The sequence below is a fragment of the Pedobacter sp. UC225_65 genome, assembly GCF_042698365.1.
Lineage (GTDB): Bacteria > Bacteroidota > Bacteroidia > Sphingobacteriales > Sphingobacteriaceae > Pedobacter.
In genome coordinates this window covers 3,732,025-3,750,164 of the sequence record NZ_CP170550.1, presented here as the reverse complement: position 1 = coordinate 3,750,164, position 18,140 = coordinate 3,732,025, and the positions used below count along the sequence as shown (strand labels likewise).

23 protein-coding genes and 1 pseudogene are annotated in these 18,140 nt (G+C 39.9%); 18 read left to right on the top strand and 6 right to left on the bottom strand.

Features of this window, described 5'->3' with window-relative positions:
* Positions 1–213: 213 nt before the first annotated feature.
* From ACFJIZ_RS19810 to ACFJIZ_RS19800, 3 genes are read right to left on the bottom strand one after another with little or no spacing between them, the layout of a single operon-like run.
* On the bottom strand, positions 214–411 hold the full coding sequence (locus tag ACFJIZ_RS19810) for a hypothetical protein (RefSeq protein ID WP_379088097.1): 198 nt from the start codon (positions 409–411) through the stop codon (positions 214–216).
* 26 nt (positions 412–437) lie between these two features.
* Positions 438–2,630, bottom strand: coding sequence for a M1 family metallopeptidase (locus ACFJIZ_RS19805; protein ID WP_379088094.1), 2,193 nt, complete (start codon positions 2,628–2,630; stop codon positions 438–440).
* A 9-nt stretch (positions 2,631–2,639) separates the two neighbouring features.
* Complete coding sequence (locus ACFJIZ_RS19800; protein ID WP_379088091.1) at positions 2,640–3,224, bottom strand: HupE/UreJ family protein; 585 nt, start codon at positions 3,222–3,224, stop codon at positions 2,640–2,642.
* Between the two features lie 126 nt (positions 3,225–3,350).
* On the opposite strand from ACFJIZ_RS19800, the gene ACFJIZ_RS19795 reads away from it, so the two are divergent.
* Positions 3,351–3,830, top strand: coding sequence for a DUF6702 family protein (locus ACFJIZ_RS19795; RefSeq protein ID WP_379088089.1), 480 nt, complete (start codon positions 3,351–3,353; stop codon positions 3,828–3,830).
* Between the two features lie 57 nt (positions 3,831–3,887).
* Complete coding sequence (locus tag ACFJIZ_RS19790) at positions 3,888–4,058, top strand: hypothetical protein (protein ID WP_379088086.1); 171 nt, start codon at positions 3,888–3,890, stop codon at positions 4,056–4,058.
* Between the two features lie 100 nt (positions 4,059–4,158).
* Here the strand turns inward: ACFJIZ_RS19790 and ACFJIZ_RS19785 are convergent, their stop codons facing one another.
* Positions 4,159–4,596 carry a hypothetical protein gene (locus ACFJIZ_RS19785; protein WP_379088083.1) on the bottom strand — a complete coding sequence of 146 codons (438 nt, stop codon included), beginning with the start codon at positions 4,594–4,596 and terminating at the stop codon, positions 4,159–4,161.
* 97 nt (positions 4,597–4,693) lie between these two features.
* Positions 4,694–4,870: a hypothetical protein gene (locus ACFJIZ_RS19780; protein ID WP_379088080.1), complete on the bottom strand. Its 177-nt coding sequence runs from the start codon at positions 4,868–4,870 to the stop codon at positions 4,694–4,696.
* 139 nt (positions 4,871–5,009) lie between these two features.
* Here ACFJIZ_RS19780 and ACFJIZ_RS19775 point away from each other — a divergent pair, with 139 nt between their 5' ends.
* The 16 genes and pseudogenes from ACFJIZ_RS19775 (at position 5,010) to ACFJIZ_RS19700 (ending at position 17,139) form a co-directional block, all read left to right on the top strand.
* Entirely contained in the window at positions 5,010–6,320 is a 1,311-nt protein-coding gene (locus tag ACFJIZ_RS19775) for a polysaccharide deacetylase family protein (RefSeq protein WP_379088077.1), read from the top strand.
* A gap of 61 nt (positions 6,321–6,381) precedes the next feature.
* Positions 6,382–7,044, top strand: coding sequence for a uracil phosphoribosyltransferase (gene upp, locus ACFJIZ_RS19770; RefSeq protein ID WP_379088074.1), 663 nt, complete (start codon positions 6,382–6,384; stop codon positions 7,042–7,044).
* Between the two features lie 115 nt (positions 7,045–7,159).
* On the top strand, positions 7,160–7,849 hold the full coding sequence (locus ACFJIZ_RS19765; RefSeq protein WP_379088071.1) for a YjjG family noncanonical pyrimidine nucleotidase: 690 nt from the start codon (positions 7,160–7,162) through the stop codon (positions 7,847–7,849).
* Positions 7,850–7,911: 62 nt separating this feature from the next.
* A pseudogene (locus ACFJIZ_RS19760) lies at positions 7,912–8,580 on the top strand (DUF4476 domain-containing protein); the annotation flags it as partial.
* A 166-nt stretch (positions 8,581–8,746) separates the two neighbouring features.
* Complete coding sequence (locus tag ACFJIZ_RS19755) at positions 8,747–8,911, top strand: DUF4476 domain-containing protein (RefSeq protein WP_379088068.1); 165 nt, start codon at positions 8,747–8,749, stop codon at positions 8,909–8,911.
* Between the two features lie 19 nt (positions 8,912–8,930).
* Entirely contained in the window at positions 8,931–9,455 is a 525-nt protein-coding gene (locus tag ACFJIZ_RS19750; protein WP_379088065.1) for a DinB family protein, read from the top strand.
* Between the two features lie 33 nt (positions 9,456–9,488).
* The gene (locus tag ACFJIZ_RS19745; RefSeq protein ID WP_379088062.1) at positions 9,489–10,034 is read left to right on the top strand and encodes a hypothetical protein; all 546 of its coding nucleotides are present in this window, start codon (positions 9,489–9,491) and stop codon (positions 10,032–10,034) included.
* 30 nt (positions 10,035–10,064) lie between these two features.
* The gene (locus tag ACFJIZ_RS19740; RefSeq protein ID WP_379088059.1) at positions 10,065–10,988 is read left to right on the top strand and encodes a flippase; all 924 of its coding nucleotides are present in this window, start codon (positions 10,065–10,067) and stop codon (positions 10,986–10,988) included.
* Positions 10,988–11,392, top strand: a complete 405-nt coding sequence (locus ACFJIZ_RS19735; protein ID WP_379088056.1) for a polysaccharide biosynthesis C-terminal domain-containing protein — start codon at positions 10,988–10,990, stop codon at positions 11,390–11,392. The genes ACFJIZ_RS19740 and ACFJIZ_RS19735 overlap by 1 nt, the downstream gene beginning before the upstream one ends.
* A complete protein-coding gene (locus ACFJIZ_RS19730) occupies positions 11,389–12,036 on the top strand; it encodes an FkbM family methyltransferase (protein WP_379088053.1) in 648 nt (215 codons plus the stop codon). Before ACFJIZ_RS19735 ends, ACFJIZ_RS19730 begins: the two co-directional genes overlap by 4 nt.
* Before the next feature lie 15 nt (positions 12,037–12,051).
* The gene (locus ACFJIZ_RS19725) at positions 12,052–12,828 is read left to right on the top strand and encodes a class I SAM-dependent methyltransferase (protein WP_379088050.1); all 777 of its coding nucleotides are present in this window, start codon (positions 12,052–12,054) and stop codon (positions 12,826–12,828) included.
* A 1-nt stretch (position 12,829) separates the two neighbouring features.
* On the top strand, positions 12,830–13,726 hold the full coding sequence (locus ACFJIZ_RS19720; protein WP_379088048.1) for a sugar transferase: 897 nt from the start codon (positions 12,830–12,832) through the stop codon (positions 13,724–13,726).
* Between the two features lie 103 nt (positions 13,727–13,829).
* Positions 13,830–15,281, top strand: coding sequence for an alpha-L-fucosidase (locus ACFJIZ_RS19715; RefSeq protein ID WP_379088045.1), 1,452 nt, complete (start codon positions 13,830–13,832; stop codon positions 15,279–15,281).
* A gap of 88 nt (positions 15,282–15,369) precedes the next feature.
* On the top strand, positions 15,370–15,744 hold the full coding sequence (locus ACFJIZ_RS19710) for a BlaI/MecI/CopY family transcriptional regulator (protein ID WP_379088042.1): 375 nt from the start codon (positions 15,370–15,372) through the stop codon (positions 15,742–15,744).
* Positions 15,741–16,289, top strand: coding sequence for a hypothetical protein (locus ACFJIZ_RS19705; RefSeq protein WP_379088039.1), 549 nt, complete (start codon positions 15,741–15,743; stop codon positions 16,287–16,289). The genes ACFJIZ_RS19710 and ACFJIZ_RS19705 overlap by 4 nt, the downstream gene beginning before the upstream one ends.
* A gap of 37 nt (positions 16,290–16,326) precedes the next feature.
* Complete coding sequence (locus ACFJIZ_RS19700; protein ID WP_379088036.1) at positions 16,327–17,139, top strand: hypothetical protein; 813 nt, start codon at positions 16,327–16,329, stop codon at positions 17,137–17,139.
* Positions 17,140–17,348: 209 nt separating this feature from the next.
* On the opposite strand, the gene ACFJIZ_RS19695 is transcribed toward ACFJIZ_RS19700, so the two are convergent.
* The gene (locus tag ACFJIZ_RS19695) at positions 17,349–18,098 is read right to left on the bottom strand and encodes a class I SAM-dependent methyltransferase (RefSeq protein WP_379088033.1); all 750 of its coding nucleotides are present in this window, start codon (positions 18,096–18,098) and stop codon (positions 17,349–17,351) included.
* Positions 18,099–18,140: the final 42 nt, after the last annotated feature.

Here is an 18,140-nt window from a genome sequence, read left to right as displayed (position 1 = left end):
GTAAAGAGAAGAGTTAAAAGCTGAAGGTTGAAAGTTAAAGGTTGAAGTGTACTAGACTGATGATCTGTTCATTTGCCATTCGTTCATTAGGGTAAAATACCTTATTAATTTTGTGAAATTCAAGTTATTATTACCTGCCTTACGCCTTAAACCTTTTACCTTACACCTTGAGGAATGAACAAAAAAAAGGTCCACTCTGCGTCGGGACTTTTTTTATTTTGATTTCTTTTCTAGTTGCATTGGATTTGAGCCTACTGATTGGCCCCTTGCCGGAGCTCCTCCTGCCCTCATCTTAAACAATTGGAACTTACTTGGCGCTGCTCCTGCTCCCCAAGTATTGTTCGTTTCGTCTATATCAGCGGTTTCGCGCATCGGATCGATTTTAATGGACGCTACTTCTTTATTCTGCACATAGAATTTGGATGTTTTCTGTTCATTCAATCTCCAGACCTGCGCTGGGTCCTATCAATCGATTTTGTACCATCTTTAAAGGTAAACTCTACAATGATCGGCATCACCAAACCTCCTTTATTGCTGAAATTCAACTCGTAAAAGAATTTATCGGCGTATTTGGCTTTTTCTTCTGCCGTAAACTCTTCCATTGGCAATCTTGCAGGTTGACCAGCTGGTTTTGGTGCCAAGGTGGTATCGATCTGTACCAAACCTCTATCGTATTTCCAATAGAAATCTCTTGCTGCCAAATCTTTATCTGTATAGAATTTGATGTTGCTATTTTCGCGGTTCCTGATTTTAGAGATATCTTCAAAAGCGTTTACAGCAGGTCTGTCAACTCTTACGCCTGCTCTTGCACCACCAGCACCCCCTCTATTGCCTCCTGCACCGCCAGTAATTCCGGCATAATCTGGCTTGGCATATCTTACACTGTCCAAAGCAATGTCACAGGCATCAGTTCCGTAAAACCAACCTCTCCAAAACCAATCCAAGTCCTCGCCACTGGCGTCTTCCATTGTCCTGAACAAGTCTGCTGGTGTTGGGTGTTTAAAAGCCCATCTTCTCGAATATTCTTTAAAGGCGTAATCAAACAGTTCACGGCCCATGATGGTTTCGCGAAGGATGTTTAAGGCTGTTGCAGGCTTAGAATAGGCATTTGGTCCAAACTGCACAATGTTTTCTGAATTGGACATGATTGGTTCCAATTGGTCTTTTGGCAATTTCATGTAGGGTACAATGGTATAAGCCGGACCCTTTTTACTTGGAAATTTATTGTCCCAAAGCTCTTCGGTTAAATACTCCACAAAAGAGTTCAGGCCTTCGTCCATCCAAGTCCATTGGCGTTCATCGCTGTTCACAATCATTGGGAAGAAATTGTGTCCCACCTCGTGGATTACTACGCCCAACATTCCATTCTTGGTGCTTTCGCTATACGTTCCATCTGCATCTGTACGACCATAGTTGAAACAGATCATCGGATATTCCATTCCATTGGCAGCCTCTATACTTTGTGCCACTGGGTATGGATAAGGAATGGTAAAATCTGAATAGGTTTTGATGGTATGTGCCACCGCACGGGTAGAAAACTTGCTGTACAAATGATAGGCTTCTTTTCCATAAAAACTCATGCACATTACATTTTTACCTGCAATTGGCTGTGCCATCGCATCCCAAATGAACTTACGTGAAGCTGTCCAAGCAAAATCCCTAACGTTGTTGGCCTGAAAAACCCAGGTTTTTTTAGCTTCCGATTTTTTGCCTTCAGCTGCTTTTGCTTCTGCCAAGGTTACAATTTCTACAGGAGCTACCGTACTTGTTGTTGCTTTGGTGTAACGTGCCAATTGGGTTGGTGTTAACACGGCACTGTAGTTGATACACTCGCCTGTTGAACCTACCATGTGGTCTGCCGGTACGGTCATCTGCACTTTAAAGTTACCGAAGGTCAAGGCAAATTCTCCTCTTCCTGTAAACTGGTGGTTCTGCCAGCCTTGGAAATCGCTGTATACACATAAACGTGGATACCATTGGGTCATGGTAAACAGGTAGTTTCCATCTTCAGGGAAAAACTCATAGCCACCACGACCACCACCAGCAATCCTATCGGTAATCTTATAGTTCCAATCGATGTTAAAAACAAATTGGGCACCTGATTTCAAGGCAGGAACCTCTACACGCATCATGGTCTTATTGATGGTATAGCTTAATTTTTTTCCTGTAGCATCTGTGAGTTTGGTGATCGAAATCCCAGAACCATTATCGCCTTGTGTAGCAGCGGCACTGAGGTTGTCTACTTGTGTAGTACCTGCTCCAGCTGGCATCCGCGTACTGCTCTGATAGTTGGCATTGCGCAGGTTGTTGTGCTCGTTTTCATCCAATTGGATCCAGATATAAGTTAATACATCGGGCGAATTGTTGTAATAGGTAATGGTTTCGCTACCTTTTAGGGTAAGCTTTTTCTCGTCCAGCTCACATTTGATGTTGTAATCGGCACGCTGTTGCCAGTATTTTACACCTGGCGCCCCACTTGCGGTACGTTGCTCGTTTGGCGTAGTTAAAATGGTACCCAACTGTTCAAACTTGTTGCCATGGTTGCTTCCAGGATTGTTCTGAATGTTCTGGGCAGATGCAATAGGTCCTGCAAAGGCCATTAATACCAAAAATTTGTAGAATTTATTCATTGTAAAAAATTAAAAAGGTATTCTCTCTAATGCCATTTGTAAGGCTAGGCTAAATACAGCTGCTGATATAAATATAACCCACTCTCTTCGTCTGACCCTAAAAAAGGAAAGACTTAGCCAAGTAAGTAGTAAAATGATGACCACAAAAAATAGTTGTCCGAACTCTAGACCGATATTGAACCCAAACAGACCCCAACCTATGTTCTGGTCTTTGGCCAACATCATCCGCACAGAGTTGGCGAAACCCATACCATCGATCAGGCCGAACAACAATGCAAGATAGTAATTTGTATTGAGCCCTTTGGTTGAAAAATCTTTTTTAAACAGATTACTAAATGCGGTAATAAAAATGGTGCAAGGAATCAGAAATTCTACCCATTTGCTCGAAAAGCGAATCACATCCAACACACTTAACAACAAGGTCAAAGAGTGACCGATGGTGAAGGCCGTAACCAAAATCAGTACCTGTTTTAGGTTTTTAGCTGTGTAGACTGCCACCAAAGCCAAGATGAACAATTGGTGATCTAGCGCATCCAAACTTACAATATGCGACCAACCCAATTTAAAATAAAAGAAAAAATCGCTTAGTGGCATCAGGTATATTTAGGTTTAATGCAAACAGCACTGTATTTTTATAGCACTAAATTAATTTCTTTTTTGATTATAAACGAAACTTTGTTGCATATGAACCTTATCTATTCAAAATTGTTACTTATCCTGATGCTTTTACCTCTAGGAGAAGAGGTTAAATTAAACAAGCATCCCTTACATGTAAGTACAACAGAGATCAATTTCAATGCAAAAGAAAAAAGTTTAGAGATCAGCTGCCGCATCTTTACAGATGATTTTGAGACGATTTTGGCCAAGCAGTTTAAAACCAAAACCGACCTATCGAAACCTGCCCTGCACAAGGCCATGGACGAATTGATCAAAAAATACATGAATGCCCACCTGCAGTATAGCGTAAACGGAAAAACTGCCACGGCTAGTTATGTGGGTTTTGAAATAGACCATGAGGCGACCAATGTTTATCTTGAAATCGACAATGTTTCTTCTTTGCAAAGTATCAGCTTGAACAACACTATTCTATATGACCTTTTTGATGATCAAATGAATATTTTACATGTAGAAAGATTGGGTACTCGGAAAAGTGTAAAGGCTAATTATCCTGCTAGGGAACTGAGTCTCAATTTTAATTAAGTGGTTTTAATGATTGACCGGCTTATTATTGTTTATTGTACATCCCGTTTGTGCTAGATGGGATTCGATTACCTCGCTGGCGACAGCGACAAAGCAAGCTTTGACAAGCAGACTCTAAAACTGATTGATGAAATAGCAGAACTCGAACCTTCTATTAAAGATAAACTCCTGTTTCTAGCAAACGCTATTATCCGGGATGCCAAAACTGGAAAAGCTTACGCAAACTAAAAAAAGCCTAACAATTTTTTACATCATTAGGCTTTGGTTGTAATTTATCTTAAGCACAAGCAGGACGCTATGCGCTAGAATATACTTGCGCCAGAAGGGGTTACGACAACTCTAACTCCAATTCGATTTTCCGTCTGAAATAAATCCGCTGTGCTTCCTCCTCTTTTTCTACAATTAACTTTTCATAAGCCTTTTTATCAGAACATAATTCAGGATAACCAATTATCATTTGTATAAAAGGATAAACATCTTCATTTTTATCAATAGTTCTAAGGTTCCAATTAGAACTTGTCTTTTCATCAATAACATCAAATAATTGACAAGGACTAGCTGAAATAAACCCATTACTATCAATTAAATAGGCTTGGTAGGTTTCAAAAATTATCAAACCCATAACTAAATATTCTGCTCCAATATCTAATCCATTATATTCACTATAACCTGTAGCACCAAACCTACCAATCATATCCTCTCGTAAAGGCTTATATTCATATATTCTTAATGCTTCCCCTTTATTATACAAACATCTAACTTTCATAAATTATGGTTTAAATTTAAAATCATCGACAGCTTTCAATACCCCTCATCTGGCGCAAGCGTCCCGCTTGTGACTATTATTATTTTAAGTATACAAATTAACTAACCAATTTAATATTCAATAAACCTTTAATCCCTGCATAATCTCTAGCACTACTATATAAATAATGTTCAGGCTCATCTACAATTCCTGCAACAACCGGATTTTGGTGGACATACTCCAGTTTTTGGTCCATCATATAATTATCCCACAGCTCTATAGGATGGTTATACATTTAAAACACAAATGGAACACTTGCACTACAAATGAACTCGCTCAACTTTATTTAAAGGGATTATCTTTTAAATGCACAAAGCTTAATTTTTAATTAAAAAGTTAATGCAACATTTAACTTTTAAGAATATCTTTAAACAATGTTGCAACTACTGATCTATATCCCTAAAGTTACCCCTAGGGTAAAGTATATCTTCAACTTTATTTTTAGGGAGGTATTGAACTGTGATTTTGAGTTGACCAGCATTGCCGAGGATTTTATCCAAAGCAGCGCTCCTAAAATGAGTTATGCCGATGCTCCACTAGGTGAGGAATTGTTTTTTGCCAGTGTCTCCTTATTGACCCAACATCAGATAGCGCCAATAAAAATCGGTGAGACGGTATTTGGTCATCAAAAAGTTCCTTTTGCAGTAACAAACGGAACTCTACCTTTTGATGTTTTTGCGGCCTCTTTTTATTTCTTGAGCAGGTACGAAGAATATCTACCCTTTGAAGCCGATGAACACCAACGTTTTCCTGCAGCGCTAAGCCTACAGCACAAACTTGACCTGTTAAAATTCCCCGTGATTGATGGCTGGGCCTTGATCTTAAAAAATATCCTCCTTAAAAGATTTCCCGCTTTAGTATTTGGGAAAAGGAAGTTTACGTTTATACCCACTATTGATATAGACAGGGCATTCTACTTCCGTTCTCATGGCTTGCTCAAAAACACCGCTCGTTTTTTACAGGCCGCAGTTAAACTCAATGCTGAAAAAATTGCCTCCATTTTAAGAACAGGCCTAGGTCAAAACGATCCTTTCGACACTTATCAATACCTGGCCGAAATCCATCAGCAATATCGCTTAAAACCTATCTTCTTCTTTCTGCTGGCCAAACACGGACATGAAATGTTCGACCAGAACATCAATCCAGAGAATGAAGCTTTTAAGCGACTAATTGCACAAGTGGCTAAAGAAGCGCAGATTGGTCTACATCCATCTTATGCCTCGAACATCGAAACCAAAAAGATCCACGAAGAGCTTTTGACCCTACAACAACTCACCAACAAAAGGATAGACCAGTCTCGCCAGCATTTTTTAAAGATCCAGTTCCCTCAAACCTATCTGCAATTGATCAAGGCAGGCATCCATCACGATTATTCGATGGGCTATTCTTCTCATCTCGGTTTTAGGGCTGGCACCTGTACGCCATTTTTCTGGTACGACCTGCAACTTGAAAAACAGACCCACCTTAAGCTGCATCCGTTTGCGGTAATGGATGTAACCCTGCAGCAGTACCTGAGATTAACTCCCGAACAGGCAAACCAAACCATAGACCAGTTGTTATCAAGTGTGAAATTGGTAAACGGTACTTTTTATAGTTTATGGCATAATGAAGCCTTATCTGAAACCGGTAGATGGAAAGGTTGGAAAGCGGTTTATGAAGAGCTGTTAAAAAATTCATTGACCTAGGCCAAAAGCTGTTTCTTGCATTGCATATTACATTTTATTCAAAATTTGTTACCTTTAGGATATGATCTTCGAGCTCAACAAAACAGATTCAATTGCCAATACGTTCATTGCCGAAATGCGTGATGAAGTGGTCCAAAAAGATTCCATGCGTTTTCGTAAAAACCTCGAACGCTTAGGTGCTTTTTTCGCTTACGAGATCAGCAAAACGCTTAGCTATACCGAAATTGATACGCAAACCCCATTGGGTATTGCCAAGAGCAAGGTATTGGCCCAACAACCTGTTTTAGCTACGATCTTAAGGGCAGGCATACCCATGCAACAGGGGTTGCTCAGTGTTTTCGACCAAGCAGAGGCTGCTTTTATTACAGCTTATCGCAAGACCAAAAAAAGTGGTGATTTCATTATCCAAATGGAACACATTTCGGCACCAGACCTTGAAGATAAAGTAGTGATCCTAGCCGATCCGATGTTGGCAACTGGCTTGAGTATGGTACTTTGCGCCAAAGAGCTGATCAACCGTTACAAAATCAAAAAACTACATATTGTAGCCGCCATTGCCAGTACCGAAGGCGTAAAACACGTAAGGGCAAATTTACCAAAGGCAGATTTGTGGTTGGGTGCTATTGATGAGGAGATGACCAGCAAATCTTACATTGTACCCGGTTTGGGCGATGCCGGGATCTGGCTTATGGAACCAAGGCTTAACTTCATATTTAAACATTAAGGAAATCCAAGGGTAGATTTCAATCAATCGCAACGATTCAAAATGACAGTAAACAGGTTAAAAAAGCGAATAGTTTCTTACCTCTTTGCCAAATATCTTTGCGACCTTTGGATTAATGACAAAGCATATTTTTTTCGACCTCGACCATACCATTTGGGATTTTGACCGCAATGCACAGGAAACCCTTTTGGAACTTTATGAAGTCTATCAATTAAAAACATTAGGCCTACATTCGGCACAAGATTTTATTGATCGGTATACGGAGAACAACCATCGCCTATGGGCCCAATATCATTTGGGAGAAATCTCTAAAGAAACTTTAAGGGCCGAACGTTTCAGAAATACTTTTATCGAACTAGGGGTAAGTCCAGAGCAAGTACCTCAGCAATTTGAAGACGATTATGTAAGGATCAGTCCGACAAAAACCAATCTGTTTGCTGGTGCAGAAAAGGTATTGGGTTACCTCCAGAAGAAATACCAATTGCATATCATTTCGAATGGTTTTAAAGAAACTACCCTGACCAAGATGGAAGTATCTGGTCTCAACCCTTATTTTACGCAAGTGATCATTTCTGAAGATGTGGGCGTGAACAAGCCAAACCCAGCAATTTTTGAACATGCATTGACCAAGGCCGCTGCCGAAAAACAGGAGAGCATTATGATTGGAGATAGTTTGGAAGCCGATATTCGTGGGGCACAGGCTTTTGGCTTAAAGGCTATTTTTTTTAACCCATTAAATGTAGAAAAGCCAGCAGATGTAACCTGGCAGATTTCGAACCTTGAAGAATTATTAGCGCACTTTTAACATCTCTTAACAATTCTCGGTTTGATGTTTGAAAGACACGCTGTACACACAAATCAATCAACATGAAAATTTACATCCTTTTAGGCTTGGCGCTATTGAGTGCACAGCTCAGTTTTGCGCAAAACAACCGCAGTAAAGCAGAAGTATTTATCCAAATTGAAGACCAGGGCAGTTTTACCGTTTATCTCGACGATGAATTTGTAGGATCTACCAACGGTCGCTTTAGATTTTACGATGTTTACAATACCCGACCAACACTGTCTATTTTACAAGGCAACAGAAAGATCTATAGCAATAGGATCGATGTTCATTTAGACGAACGTCTAGTGTTGAACTATTCGGTTAGACGCGGATTACAAATAACGAAAGAGCTCAAAATATATAAGGACAGAAGATATGCCCTAAATGATTTTGATGATTACAGTGACAACTACAATACTGGCATCGTTCCACCTAACAGACCGTATATTGATGAGAATGTCAAAGCATTTAACGATTTGAGTATCCTTGTTAAAAAGGAATCTTTTGATGATGACAAGATCAAATTGATCCAGGCTTATGTTGCTTATACCCAGTTATCGACCGCGCAAGTGGCCATTTTATTACAAAATATATTGTCTGATGATAAAAAGCTAAGTCTGGTGAAAAATCTGGCTCCTGCAATTAGCGATGTACAGAATTATTATACCCTAAAAGAGTCTTTTACTTTTAACAGCACGAAGGACAACTTCATGAACTTCTTAAATAGTAAAAAAACACCAAGGGCAGAGCAGAACTCAAATTCATCTGGTCCATTTGAGCAATTAAAGGCAACCATTAAACGCGAGGCATTTGACGATGGCAAAACGAAGTTGATTTCAGGCTGCCTTCCAAAACTCCTCACCTTCTACCGCACAGATGGGAGAATTATTAAGGCTCTATACTTTCGAAGACAAAGCCTTAATTTGTGCCAAATGGGCGTACCGTTATGTAAGCGACAAACAAAACTACTTTACCTTAAAAGACGTATTTAAACACAAGAACAACCAAGATGCATTACTGGATTTTATCAGTAAGCGTTAATAAAGTTTAACTTTAAGATATGAATACAGCCAAAGTCTATCAATCGATCATCAAAATTGTAAATGCCTATCAAGTTAGCTTAAACAAGATGGATGAAGCAGATTTTGTGCTGAGCCCTCCTATTGGTGGCTGGAGTTACAGTGAGGTCTATTCTCATATTTTCGACTCCAGCCTCCTTTCTTTGATGGCCTTAAACAACTGCATCAAAGGTGAAGGCGAAAAAAAACCAACACTTTTTGGGGTAAAGCTAATCCTCTTTTTTGGCACCTTGCCTCCTGGTAAAAAATATAACGTGCCTAAAAGGCTGGCCGAAAGGGTAAAAAAAATTAATATCATGGCCGCTCAGCAGTTCATCACAGACTTTGAACTGCAATTGGGCAAAACCTATCCGCAACTCAACGGAGCTAATCCCAAAATAAAAGTCAAACATCCCCGTTTGGGTTACTTGAATGCCAAACAATGGTTAAGGTTTATCGAAATCCATTTGAACCATCACTTGAAGCAATTAAAGCGGATAGAAAATAGTTTTGAGTTAGCGCAGTAATTTTCACATCTTTGGGTAATTAGCGCTTAAAATATGAAACAGGTTTTATATATATGTTATGTGATAGGCTTAATGGCCTGTAATCCAAAAAAACCAGAATCGGCAAACACTTATGCCGCAACCCCTACTGGTTTACAAGGCATCCAGAATAGTGCCCCGAGTACGGCAGTTGCAGCAAATAACAAGGGTGGTGGCACAGTTAATCCTCCTCATGGGCAACCAGGACACCGTTGCGATATTGCAGTTGGAGCACCCTTAAACACAGCACCATCTACACCTGTTACACCAACAGTTACCCCACAGGTAGTGAGTATGCCACCTGTAGCATCAGCAGTTCCTGCTCAAAATACTGTAAATACCACAGGACAAAAACTGAACCCTAAACATGGTGAGCCTGGTCATCGCTGCGAAATCGCAGTGGGTGCACCTTTAGATTCAAAACCGCAGGCAACTGCCCCGGTAGAAGTTAAATTACCAGCCAACTTACCAAAAGAAGCTAAAAACAGTGCGAAACTAAACCCCAAACATGGTGAACCTGGTCATCGCTGCGAAATTGCAGTTGGTGCGCCGCTTACCTAATAATTGAATGATTTTACCATCTTTGCTTTAATGAAACTACCTAAGATAAATGGTTTTGATGAGCAGGCCCTAAACAAGTATTTTAAAAATACCGGATTATTGATGCTTGGCCGTGTAGGTAGTATGGCGATCAAGATGGCCACCACAATTCATGTAGCCAATTACCTGTTACCCGAAAGAAATGGGGTTTTAAGCACTTCTACTTCTTATGTTTTCTTGTTTGCGGCCTTGGCTGGTTTAGGGTTGGATAGTTTCATTGTAAAAGAGCTGCATCAATTCCCCAAACAACGGGATACCATTTTAGGCACGTCCTTCTTTTTAAAGATATTTGCCGGATTGTTGTGTATTCCCATCATCTTTATCGCTTGGCAGCTATTCCCTTTAACCAATATCCCCTACCTGTTCATCCTGATCTTGTCATTTACAGGACTATTTCAATCTTTTACCATCATCGATTCGTATTTCCAATCTGAAGTACAATCTAAATATATCATGCAGGTGCAGATCATTGGCAACATTGTTTCTGCAGGCATCAAAATTTTATTGGTCTACCTTGCAGCGGATATCATGTATTTCATTTATGCTTATACTTTTGACATCCTGATCCTGTCCATCGGTTATTTTTTCACCTACCAAAGAAAAGGAAGGAGCATTTTCAATTGGAAATACAACCATCAACTGGCCAAAAAATTATTGCACCTCTCATGGCCATTGATCATCTCAGGTATTATGGTATCTGTGTACATGAAGATCGATGTGATCATGCTCAAAGAGATCTTAGGCGATGATGTAGGTACTAAGGCCTCGGGTGCATATGCAACAGTGGTGATGTTTAGCGAGGCACTGAACTTTGTACCAGTTGCCATTGTGACCTCTCTTTTCCCTGCCATCTTAAATGCCCGAAGAGATCATCCCAACGTTATCAAAAAAGGCTGCAAAACCTTTTCGACCTGATGGTATGGCTCAGTTTGGCTTTTGCCTTGTTCATTACTTTTGCCTCGCCATTGATCTATAAATCATTTAAACCACAATATGTAGCGGCAGCACCTGTATTGGCGGTGCATGTTTGGGGCAGTCTTTTTGTATTTTTGGGCGTGGCCAGTGGCCAGTTTCTGATTGCCGAAGGTTTCAACAAACTTACTTTTACCCGTACGGGTCTTGGTGCCATTGTCAACATCATTTTAAACTTTTTGTTGATTCCTAAAATGGGGATGATGGGAACCGCAATCGCCACGGTAGCTGCCTATTTTTCGGCCACATTTTTAATTCTTTTTATCCCCAAAACACGACCTCAAGGAATAATGATGTTAAAATCACTATTTTTGGTCTCCGCATTTCAAAAAATATTTAAACGTTGAGCAAATTTAAAGCATTAGCAGATCTAATTGGCAAGCCAAAAAGGCTTAACGCCCTGTTATCTTACGGACATAAAGGTTATTTGGCCACCATTGGTTGGTTTACCGCATTTGATACACATCAGGCTGTTGATGAAGCTGGGCAACCTTTACCTTGGGTAACCTACTCCTTCATCGATTTTATCAAGACCCGTTTAAACAAGGAGCTTTCTATTTTTGAGTACGGCTCTGGAAACTCCACTTTATTTTATGCCAAACGTGTAAAAAGAGTGGTTTCTGTAGAACATGACGAGGCTTGGTTCAAGAAGATCGTAGAGGAGAAGGCCAGCAATGCCGAAATGATTTTTACCCACCTAGAAAAAGGAGGAGAATATTGTCAAAAGGCAAAATTGTTGGGCGAAAAATTTGAAGTCATCATTGTCGATGGCAGGGACCGTGTCAACTGCTGTAAACATAGTATTGATGCGTTAACCCCTAATGGTGTTTTGGTTCTAGACGATTCAGAGCGTGAAATGTACCAAGAAGCCAGAACATTTTTAACCGAAAAAGGATTTAAAGAATTGCCATTTACAGGTATTTCTCCTGGCTTGTTCTACAACAAGGCAACCTCTGTTTTTTACAAGGCCGATAATTGTTTGGGCATTTAACCTATTCATTTTAAGATGATGAGTACCGAAATGTTAAGTGAAGAAGTAAAAACAGCTTACGATAATTTTTATACGGATAACGATGTGGCTTGGCGAATGCTGGGCGCAAAATATAAGGCCCAAAACATTGTAGAAGTCTGCCAAAGCATCAAACCAAATAAAGTGTTGGAAGTAGGCGCTGGCGACGGCAGTATTTTGCACTACCTTAACGAATGGAATTTTGGCAATGAGCTTTATGCCTTAGAAATTGCACAAAGCGGAGTAGATAAAATTAAGGAACGCCAATTGGGCCGACTTAAGGAAGCACAGACCTTTGATGGTTACCAAATTCCTTATGCCGATGACAGCTTCGACCTGATCATTCTGGCCCATGTTTTGGAACATGTAGAACATGAGCGGGTCCTGATCAGAGAACTGAAACGGGTAGCCAAACATATCGTGATTGAAGTACCCAAAGATTACCGATTTGGTGTTGACAAAAGGATGAAACATTTTATGGACTATGGCCATATCAACATGTACACGCCTACTTCTTTGCGTTTCTTGCTCAAGAGTGAAGGTTTAGAACTGGTAACGGATAAAGTGTCTATGATCAGTCCTGAAGTGACCTATTTCAATGAGTTTGTCAATAAAAAAGCAAGCAGATCCATCAGCAAAAGATTAAAGATACAATTGGAATACGGAATCAAACGTTTTTTAGGTCAGCTTTTAGGACAGCAGAAAAGAGAACAATTTGCCAATGCTTATACCGTTTTAACAAAAAAATCAGATCAAAACCTGCATATCTTTTAACATGCAAAATCTTGCACCCATAGCACTCTTTGTTTACAATCGTCCGCAGCATACCGAGCGAACTTTGAAATTTCTGCAACAGAATGAATTGGCGGCAGAAAGTAGGTTGTTTATTTTTTCTGATGGCGCCAAAACTCCTGCAGATGAAGATAGGGTAAAAGAGGTGCGCGAGCTGATCAGAACAGTAGAGGGTTTTAAATCGATAGAAATCGTAGAAAGTAAAACGAACATGGGATTGGCCAATTCGGTTATCGCGGGAGTTAGTCGATTGACCACGGCCTACGGACAGGTTATTGTTTTTGAAGACGACCTGATCTCTTCTCCATATACATTGACCTATTTCAACGAAGCTTTAAACCGTTACCGAAACGAAGAGCAGGTAATGCATATTGGCGCCTATATGTACGCCCTAAAAGAAGAAAACCTACCCGAAAGCTTTTTCTACAGGGCAGCTACCAGTTGGGGCTGGGCAACCTGGCAAAGAGCGTGGCAACATTTCGAGCCGAACATCCAAACTTTGCTAGACCAATTTGATGCCAAGAAAAAACATGCCTTCTCTATCGAAAACACCATGAACTTTTGGAAACAGATGCAGGATTTTAAAAATGGCAGGAACAACTCTTGGGCCATCCGTTGGTATGCTTCGATTTTTCTAAAAGGTGGACTGACCTTAAATCCTGCGCAGTCATTGGTCAATAACATAGGCCATGATGGAAGTGGGATCCATTCTGGGATGAACGATATCTACAATGTAATCATCAATCCAAAGCCGATCAGTCAGTTCCCAACCTTGGTAGAAGAAAATGCAAAGGCCTACCATGCCATTAAACACTTTTTGGCGAACAGAAAAGGTAGTTTATGGGCAAGGATCAAACGATACCTGAAAGAGAAGTTCTAAGCATTTGGATAAAATTCCATTATCAAAAGACAATATCATTTAATCGGATAGCTAGAATTACTTTTAAATTTGGGTGAAGACCTTCACCTTTAATTTGATTCCGATGAAAAGAATAATTGTCCTTTGCCTGTTCATGGCTAATCTTGTAGCTGCACAACAACCGATCAAACCTTATGGGGCCATCCCCAGCAAAAGACAATTGGCCTGGCACGATACAGAAGTTTATGGGCTGATCCATTTTACACCTACTACTTTCGAGAATAAGGAATGGGGCTTTGGCGATGCCGACCCTCAAACATTTAACCCTACAGCTTTTAATGCCGACCAGATCATCAAAGCAGCCAAGGCAGGCGGTTTAAAAGGAATCATCTTGGTAGCCAAACACCACGATGGTTTTGCCTTATGGCCTACCAAAACAACCAATTATAACATTTCCAAAAGCCCATTTAGAAACGGAAAGGGAGATATGGTTAGGGAGATAGCACAAGCGGCCCGTAAAAATGGGCTAAAGTTTGGGGTGTATTGTTCGCCCTGGGACCGTAACAATCCTAAATATGGCACAGCCGAATATCTGGCCATTTACCAAGCCCAACTCAAAGAATTATATAGCAACTATGGTCAACTTTTTATGAGTTGGCACGATGGAGCCAATGGTGGCGATGGCTATTATGGCGGAGCGAGGGAAAAACGTTCCATAGACAATACCACCTATTACGATTGGAACAATACCTGGGCCATCACCAGAAAAATGCAACCCATGGCCAACATCTTTAGCGACATTGGTTGGGATGTGCGTTGGGTAGGTAACGAAAACGGATATGCCAACGAAACCAGCTGGGCAACTTTTACCCCCATGCCACCTAAAGGGAAAAATGTGGCCGTTCCGGGTCAGGCCAATTACCCAGAAAGCCCAGAGGGGATTAGAAACGGAAAATTTTGGATGCCAGCAGAATGCGATGTTCCCTTACGACAAGGTTGGTTCTACCACGCCAAGGAGCAACCAAAAACACCAACTGTTTTATTCGACCTGTACCTGAAAAGTGTAGGCCGTGGTGCAGGTTTAGACCTAGGCTTGGCTCCAGATACCCGAGGGCAATTACATGAAGATGATGTTGTCGCATTGCAAAGTTTTGGAAACATGGTTAAACATACCTTTGCTACCAATTTGGCCAAAGGTGCACAGCTTAAAGCCAGCAATACCCGTGGAAAAACCTATACTGTTGCCAACTTGTTAGATGGGAACAAACAAAGCTATTGGGCAACGACGGATCAGGTGCATCAGGCAAGTATAGCGATCGACCTCAAAACCCCAAAAACATTTGACATAGTAAGTTTGCAGGAATATATCCCTTTGGGCCAAAGAATTGAGGGTTACACCATAGAAATTCTAGAAAACAATATCTGGAAGAAAGTATATGAGGGCACTAGTATTGGCGCCAAAAGGCTCATCAGGTTGGAACATGCGGTAACAACAAACAAGGTAAGGTTAAACATTACCAAATCGCCAGTTTGTATCACCCTTTCCGAGTTTGGGTTGTATCGCTTCACCCCATAATTTCAATATCATCGAAAGATTTTTTCAGAAATATTTTGATATGACCTTTATAACTCTACATTTGTAGAAGCAAATCTAAAGACATAGAATGATACAGCTTTCAAAAGCAGAAGAACAATTGATGGAAATGATCTGGAAGAATGAGACTATCTTTATGAAAGATATCATAGAAAACTATCCAGATCCTAAACCAGCACCTACAACCATCGCTACTTTATTAAAAAGGATGCAGGACAAGAAATTTGTTGGCTACAAGGTGTATGGCAACTCTAGGGCCTATTTTCCTTTGATCAAAAAAGATGATTATTTTTCTAACCATGTAAATGGGATGATCAAAAACTACTTTGACAATTCGGCCTTACAATTCGCTTCTTTTTTTGCAGCCAATACCCATATGACCCAAGCCGAATTAGAAGACCTTAAAAAAATTGTAGAAGACCAGATCAAAAAAGGAAAATCATGACCATTTATCTAGCCAAATTTGTACTCTGCTCAGGATTATTTTTATTCGCCTATCTATTATTGTTAGACAAAGAAAAGGCGCATAAGTTTAAAAGATTGTACTTGCTGGCTAGTTTAGGTCTATCACTAACTATTCCATTGATCAGTATTGAAAGCAGAACAGCAATCATACCTGTTCAAACTATCCAACATTTTGCTGTAAAGCCTATAGCTTCTCCTACAAATGTAAGTACTAGCATAGTTGCCCAAGAAGATCCGGACATTGTTCCATACCTTATCTTTGGCGTTTATGCTTGCATTACCACATTGCTTTTGCTGAGGTTTGGCCGTAACCTCTATATTCTTTTGTCCAACATTAAACAAAGTGAAAAAGCAAATTTTCAGGATACCACTATTGTACTGAGCGAAAAAACCATTGCTCCCTACAGTTTTATCAACTACATTTTTGTAAGCAAAATTGATTATGAAGAAGGGAAGATCGCAGACGAGTCTTGCAACATGAACTGGCACATGTGCAGCAAAAGCACTCTATTGATGTCATTGTAGTAGAACTCCTGCAGATCTTTTATGGTTCAACCCCTTATTGTATTTTTACCGCAAAGCCATACAGACCAATCACGAGTACCTTGCAGATGAAGCTGTAATCAATACCTATCAGGATATCTCAACCTATCAATTGATCTTTATCCAACATATTTCCGTTCAGAGCGGTTTATCATTGACCAGCCAATTCAACTATTTAACCATTAAAAAAAGATTGATCATGATGAGCAAAGCCAATTCTATCAAAAAAGTAATCGCCAAACAATTGGTATTGGTACCGATATTGGGTTTGGCTGTAGCATTATTTACGACAAAGACCGTTGCCCAGAACAACCCAAAACTAACCGCAGCTAAACAAATTGCAACTACAAAAGAAGGCATTTCTAGTGTTGAATTGGCCGAGTTCAACTCCATTTTAGCTAAATATAACCTCCAAAAAAGGCCTGAGCATTATGTAACTTTCCCCGTAAAGTTGGAGAAAGCTGATGACAATAGGCTATTTATGCTCTACAATAAAATGTCATTGCAACAACGAAAAGCATTCGATGCCAAAATAGTTTATATCGAACCTGCCAAAGCCAATACGCCTTCTAAAACCCAGTTAAAGGAATGGCAAAATTCAAAAAAATATGGGGTTTGGATTGATGACAAAAGAGTAGACAATGCGGCCTTAGCCAATTATCAGCCATCAGATTTTGGTCAATGGGATTCTTCTAGACTAACGGAAAAAGCCATTAATTATGGTAAACATTACTTCCAGATTAATTTAATGACCAAGGCATTTTACAAGAATTATTACGCAGAAGCCAGCAAGAACAAACCGGTAATGGTTTGCTTTTTAAAGCATGATTAATTAAAATTTCAACATTGCAATCTCTTTAAGGTTGGCTTAAAAAAGATTTACTCCGTAGCTGCTTCGCGGTTTTCGCTGCGCTCAGCATGACAAAACTTTGGTCATCTTTAATCATCTGGTCTTCGACAAGCTCAGAATGACAATAGGTATTATTGGTTAGGATTTGCAATGTCTGTTGGTCGGGATCTGCAATCTCGACCTCGTTTCTATTACTTCTTTTTGGCCTCCAATAAAATATAAGGCGACAATTGTTTCGAATCAAAAGCAAAAACCTTGGTAAATAATTTACCAGCCAACCACATTGTTTTTTTAAGCAAACGAACGGGCATGGCTTTCTGTTTTTCGTTCTCTAACCAAAGGCTAAAGCGACCAAAATACCTTGATTGGATAACTTCCAATCCTGCGGCAGTACAAATCTTTTCCAATAAAACTGGATCCATACAGTCGATATTGTGCTTATCGTAGTTTTCTTTGTCAAAATTCTTTTGGAACCAACCGTTCAATGCCTTAAAGTTTGGCAAGGTAATGAACAAACTTCCACCAGGTTTAACAAAGGCAATGTGCCTGTTGATGATATCAGCGGTGTCATTAAAATGCTCGATCAAACCACAACTCAATACTAAATCGTATTGTTGTGTTGGCGTATAGTTGAACAGGTCTGTTTCAATAATGTGTATATCATCCTTAGCCAAGCCATTGGTGGTTAGCAATTGTTCGGTAATGGGTGGGTGAACAAAATAGTCTAACAAGGTAACATCAAGCTTGAGGTATTTTTTTAAAAAAACGGCATAGTAGCCAGGAAAACCACCCAGCTCTATTGCCGTTTTTACCTTATTGTGCTGTACAATATCCGCCAGTTGGCGATGAAATAAATATGTTTCTGGTATTACAACCGACAAATCTGTCTTACTTTCCCAATACTTTACCCAAAAATCTCTGTCAGTTAATAAATTACTCATTCTTGTTCAATTGTTTTATTGTTAAATTGTGTAATTGTCAGA

Excerpts from the sequence above, each read along its gene's own strand:
- ACFJIZ_RS19805 (WP_379088094.1), bottom strand. The coding sequence starts at position 2,630 with ATGAATAAATTCTACAAATTTTTGGTATTAATGGCCTTTGCAGGACCT.
- ACFJIZ_RS19800 (WP_379088091.1), bottom strand. The coding sequence starts at position 3,224 with ATGCCACTAAGCGATTTTTTCTTTTATTTTAAATTGGGTTGGTCGCAT.
- ACFJIZ_RS19795 (WP_379088089.1), top strand. The coding sequence starts at position 3,351 with ATGCTTTTACCTCTAGGAGAAGAGGTTAAATTAAACAAGCATCCCTTA.
- ACFJIZ_RS19790 (WP_379088086.1), top strand. The coding sequence starts at position 3,888 with ATGGGATTCGATTACCTCGCTGGCGACAGCGACAAAGCAAGCTTTGAC.
- ACFJIZ_RS19785 (WP_379088083.1), bottom strand. The coding sequence starts at position 4,596 with ATGAAAGTTAGATGTTTGTATAATAAAGGGGAAGCATTAAGAATATAT.
- ACFJIZ_RS19780 (WP_379088080.1), bottom strand. The coding sequence starts at position 4,870 with ATGTATAACCATCCTATAGAGCTGTGGGATAATTATATGATGGACCAA.
- ACFJIZ_RS19775 (WP_379088077.1), top strand. The coding sequence starts at position 5,010 with ATGTTGCAACTACTGATCTATATCCCTAAAGTTACCCCTAGGGTAAAG.
- upp (WP_379088074.1), top strand. The coding sequence starts at position 6,382 with ATGATCTTCGAGCTCAACAAAACAGATTCAATTGCCAATACGTTCATT.
- ACFJIZ_RS19765 (WP_379088071.1), top strand. The coding sequence starts at position 7,160 with ATGACAAAGCATATTTTTTTCGACCTCGACCATACCATTTGGGATTTT.
- ACFJIZ_RS19755 (WP_379088068.1), top strand. The coding sequence starts at position 8,747 with ATGGGAGAATTATTAAGGCTCTATACTTTCGAAGACAAAGCCTTAATT.
- ACFJIZ_RS19750 (WP_379088065.1), top strand. The coding sequence starts at position 8,931 with ATGAATACAGCCAAAGTCTATCAATCGATCATCAAAATTGTAAATGCC.
- ACFJIZ_RS19745 (WP_379088062.1), top strand. The coding sequence starts at position 9,489 with ATGAAACAGGTTTTATATATATGTTATGTGATAGGCTTAATGGCCTGT.
- ACFJIZ_RS19740 (WP_379088059.1), top strand. The coding sequence starts at position 10,065 with ATGAAACTACCTAAGATAAATGGTTTTGATGAGCAGGCCCTAAACAAG.
- ACFJIZ_RS19735 (WP_379088056.1), top strand. The coding sequence starts at position 10,988 with ATGGTATGGCTCAGTTTGGCTTTTGCCTTGTTCATTACTTTTGCCTCG.
- ACFJIZ_RS19725 (WP_379088050.1), top strand. The coding sequence starts at position 12,052 with ATGATGAGTACCGAAATGTTAAGTGAAGAAGTAAAAACAGCTTACGAT.
- ACFJIZ_RS19720 (WP_379088048.1), top strand. The coding sequence starts at position 12,830 with ATGCAAAATCTTGCACCCATAGCACTCTTTGTTTACAATCGTCCGCAG.
- ACFJIZ_RS19715 (WP_379088045.1), top strand. The coding sequence starts at position 13,830 with ATGAAAAGAATAATTGTCCTTTGCCTGTTCATGGCTAATCTTGTAGCT.
- ACFJIZ_RS19710 (WP_379088042.1), top strand. The coding sequence starts at position 15,370 with ATGATACAGCTTTCAAAAGCAGAAGAACAATTGATGGAAATGATCTGG.
- ACFJIZ_RS19705 (WP_379088039.1), top strand. The coding sequence starts at position 15,741 with ATGACCATTTATCTAGCCAAATTTGTACTCTGCTCAGGATTATTTTTA.
- ACFJIZ_RS19695 (WP_379088033.1), bottom strand. The coding sequence starts at position 18,098 with ATGAGTAATTTATTAACTGACAGAGATTTTTGGGTAAAGTATTGGGAA.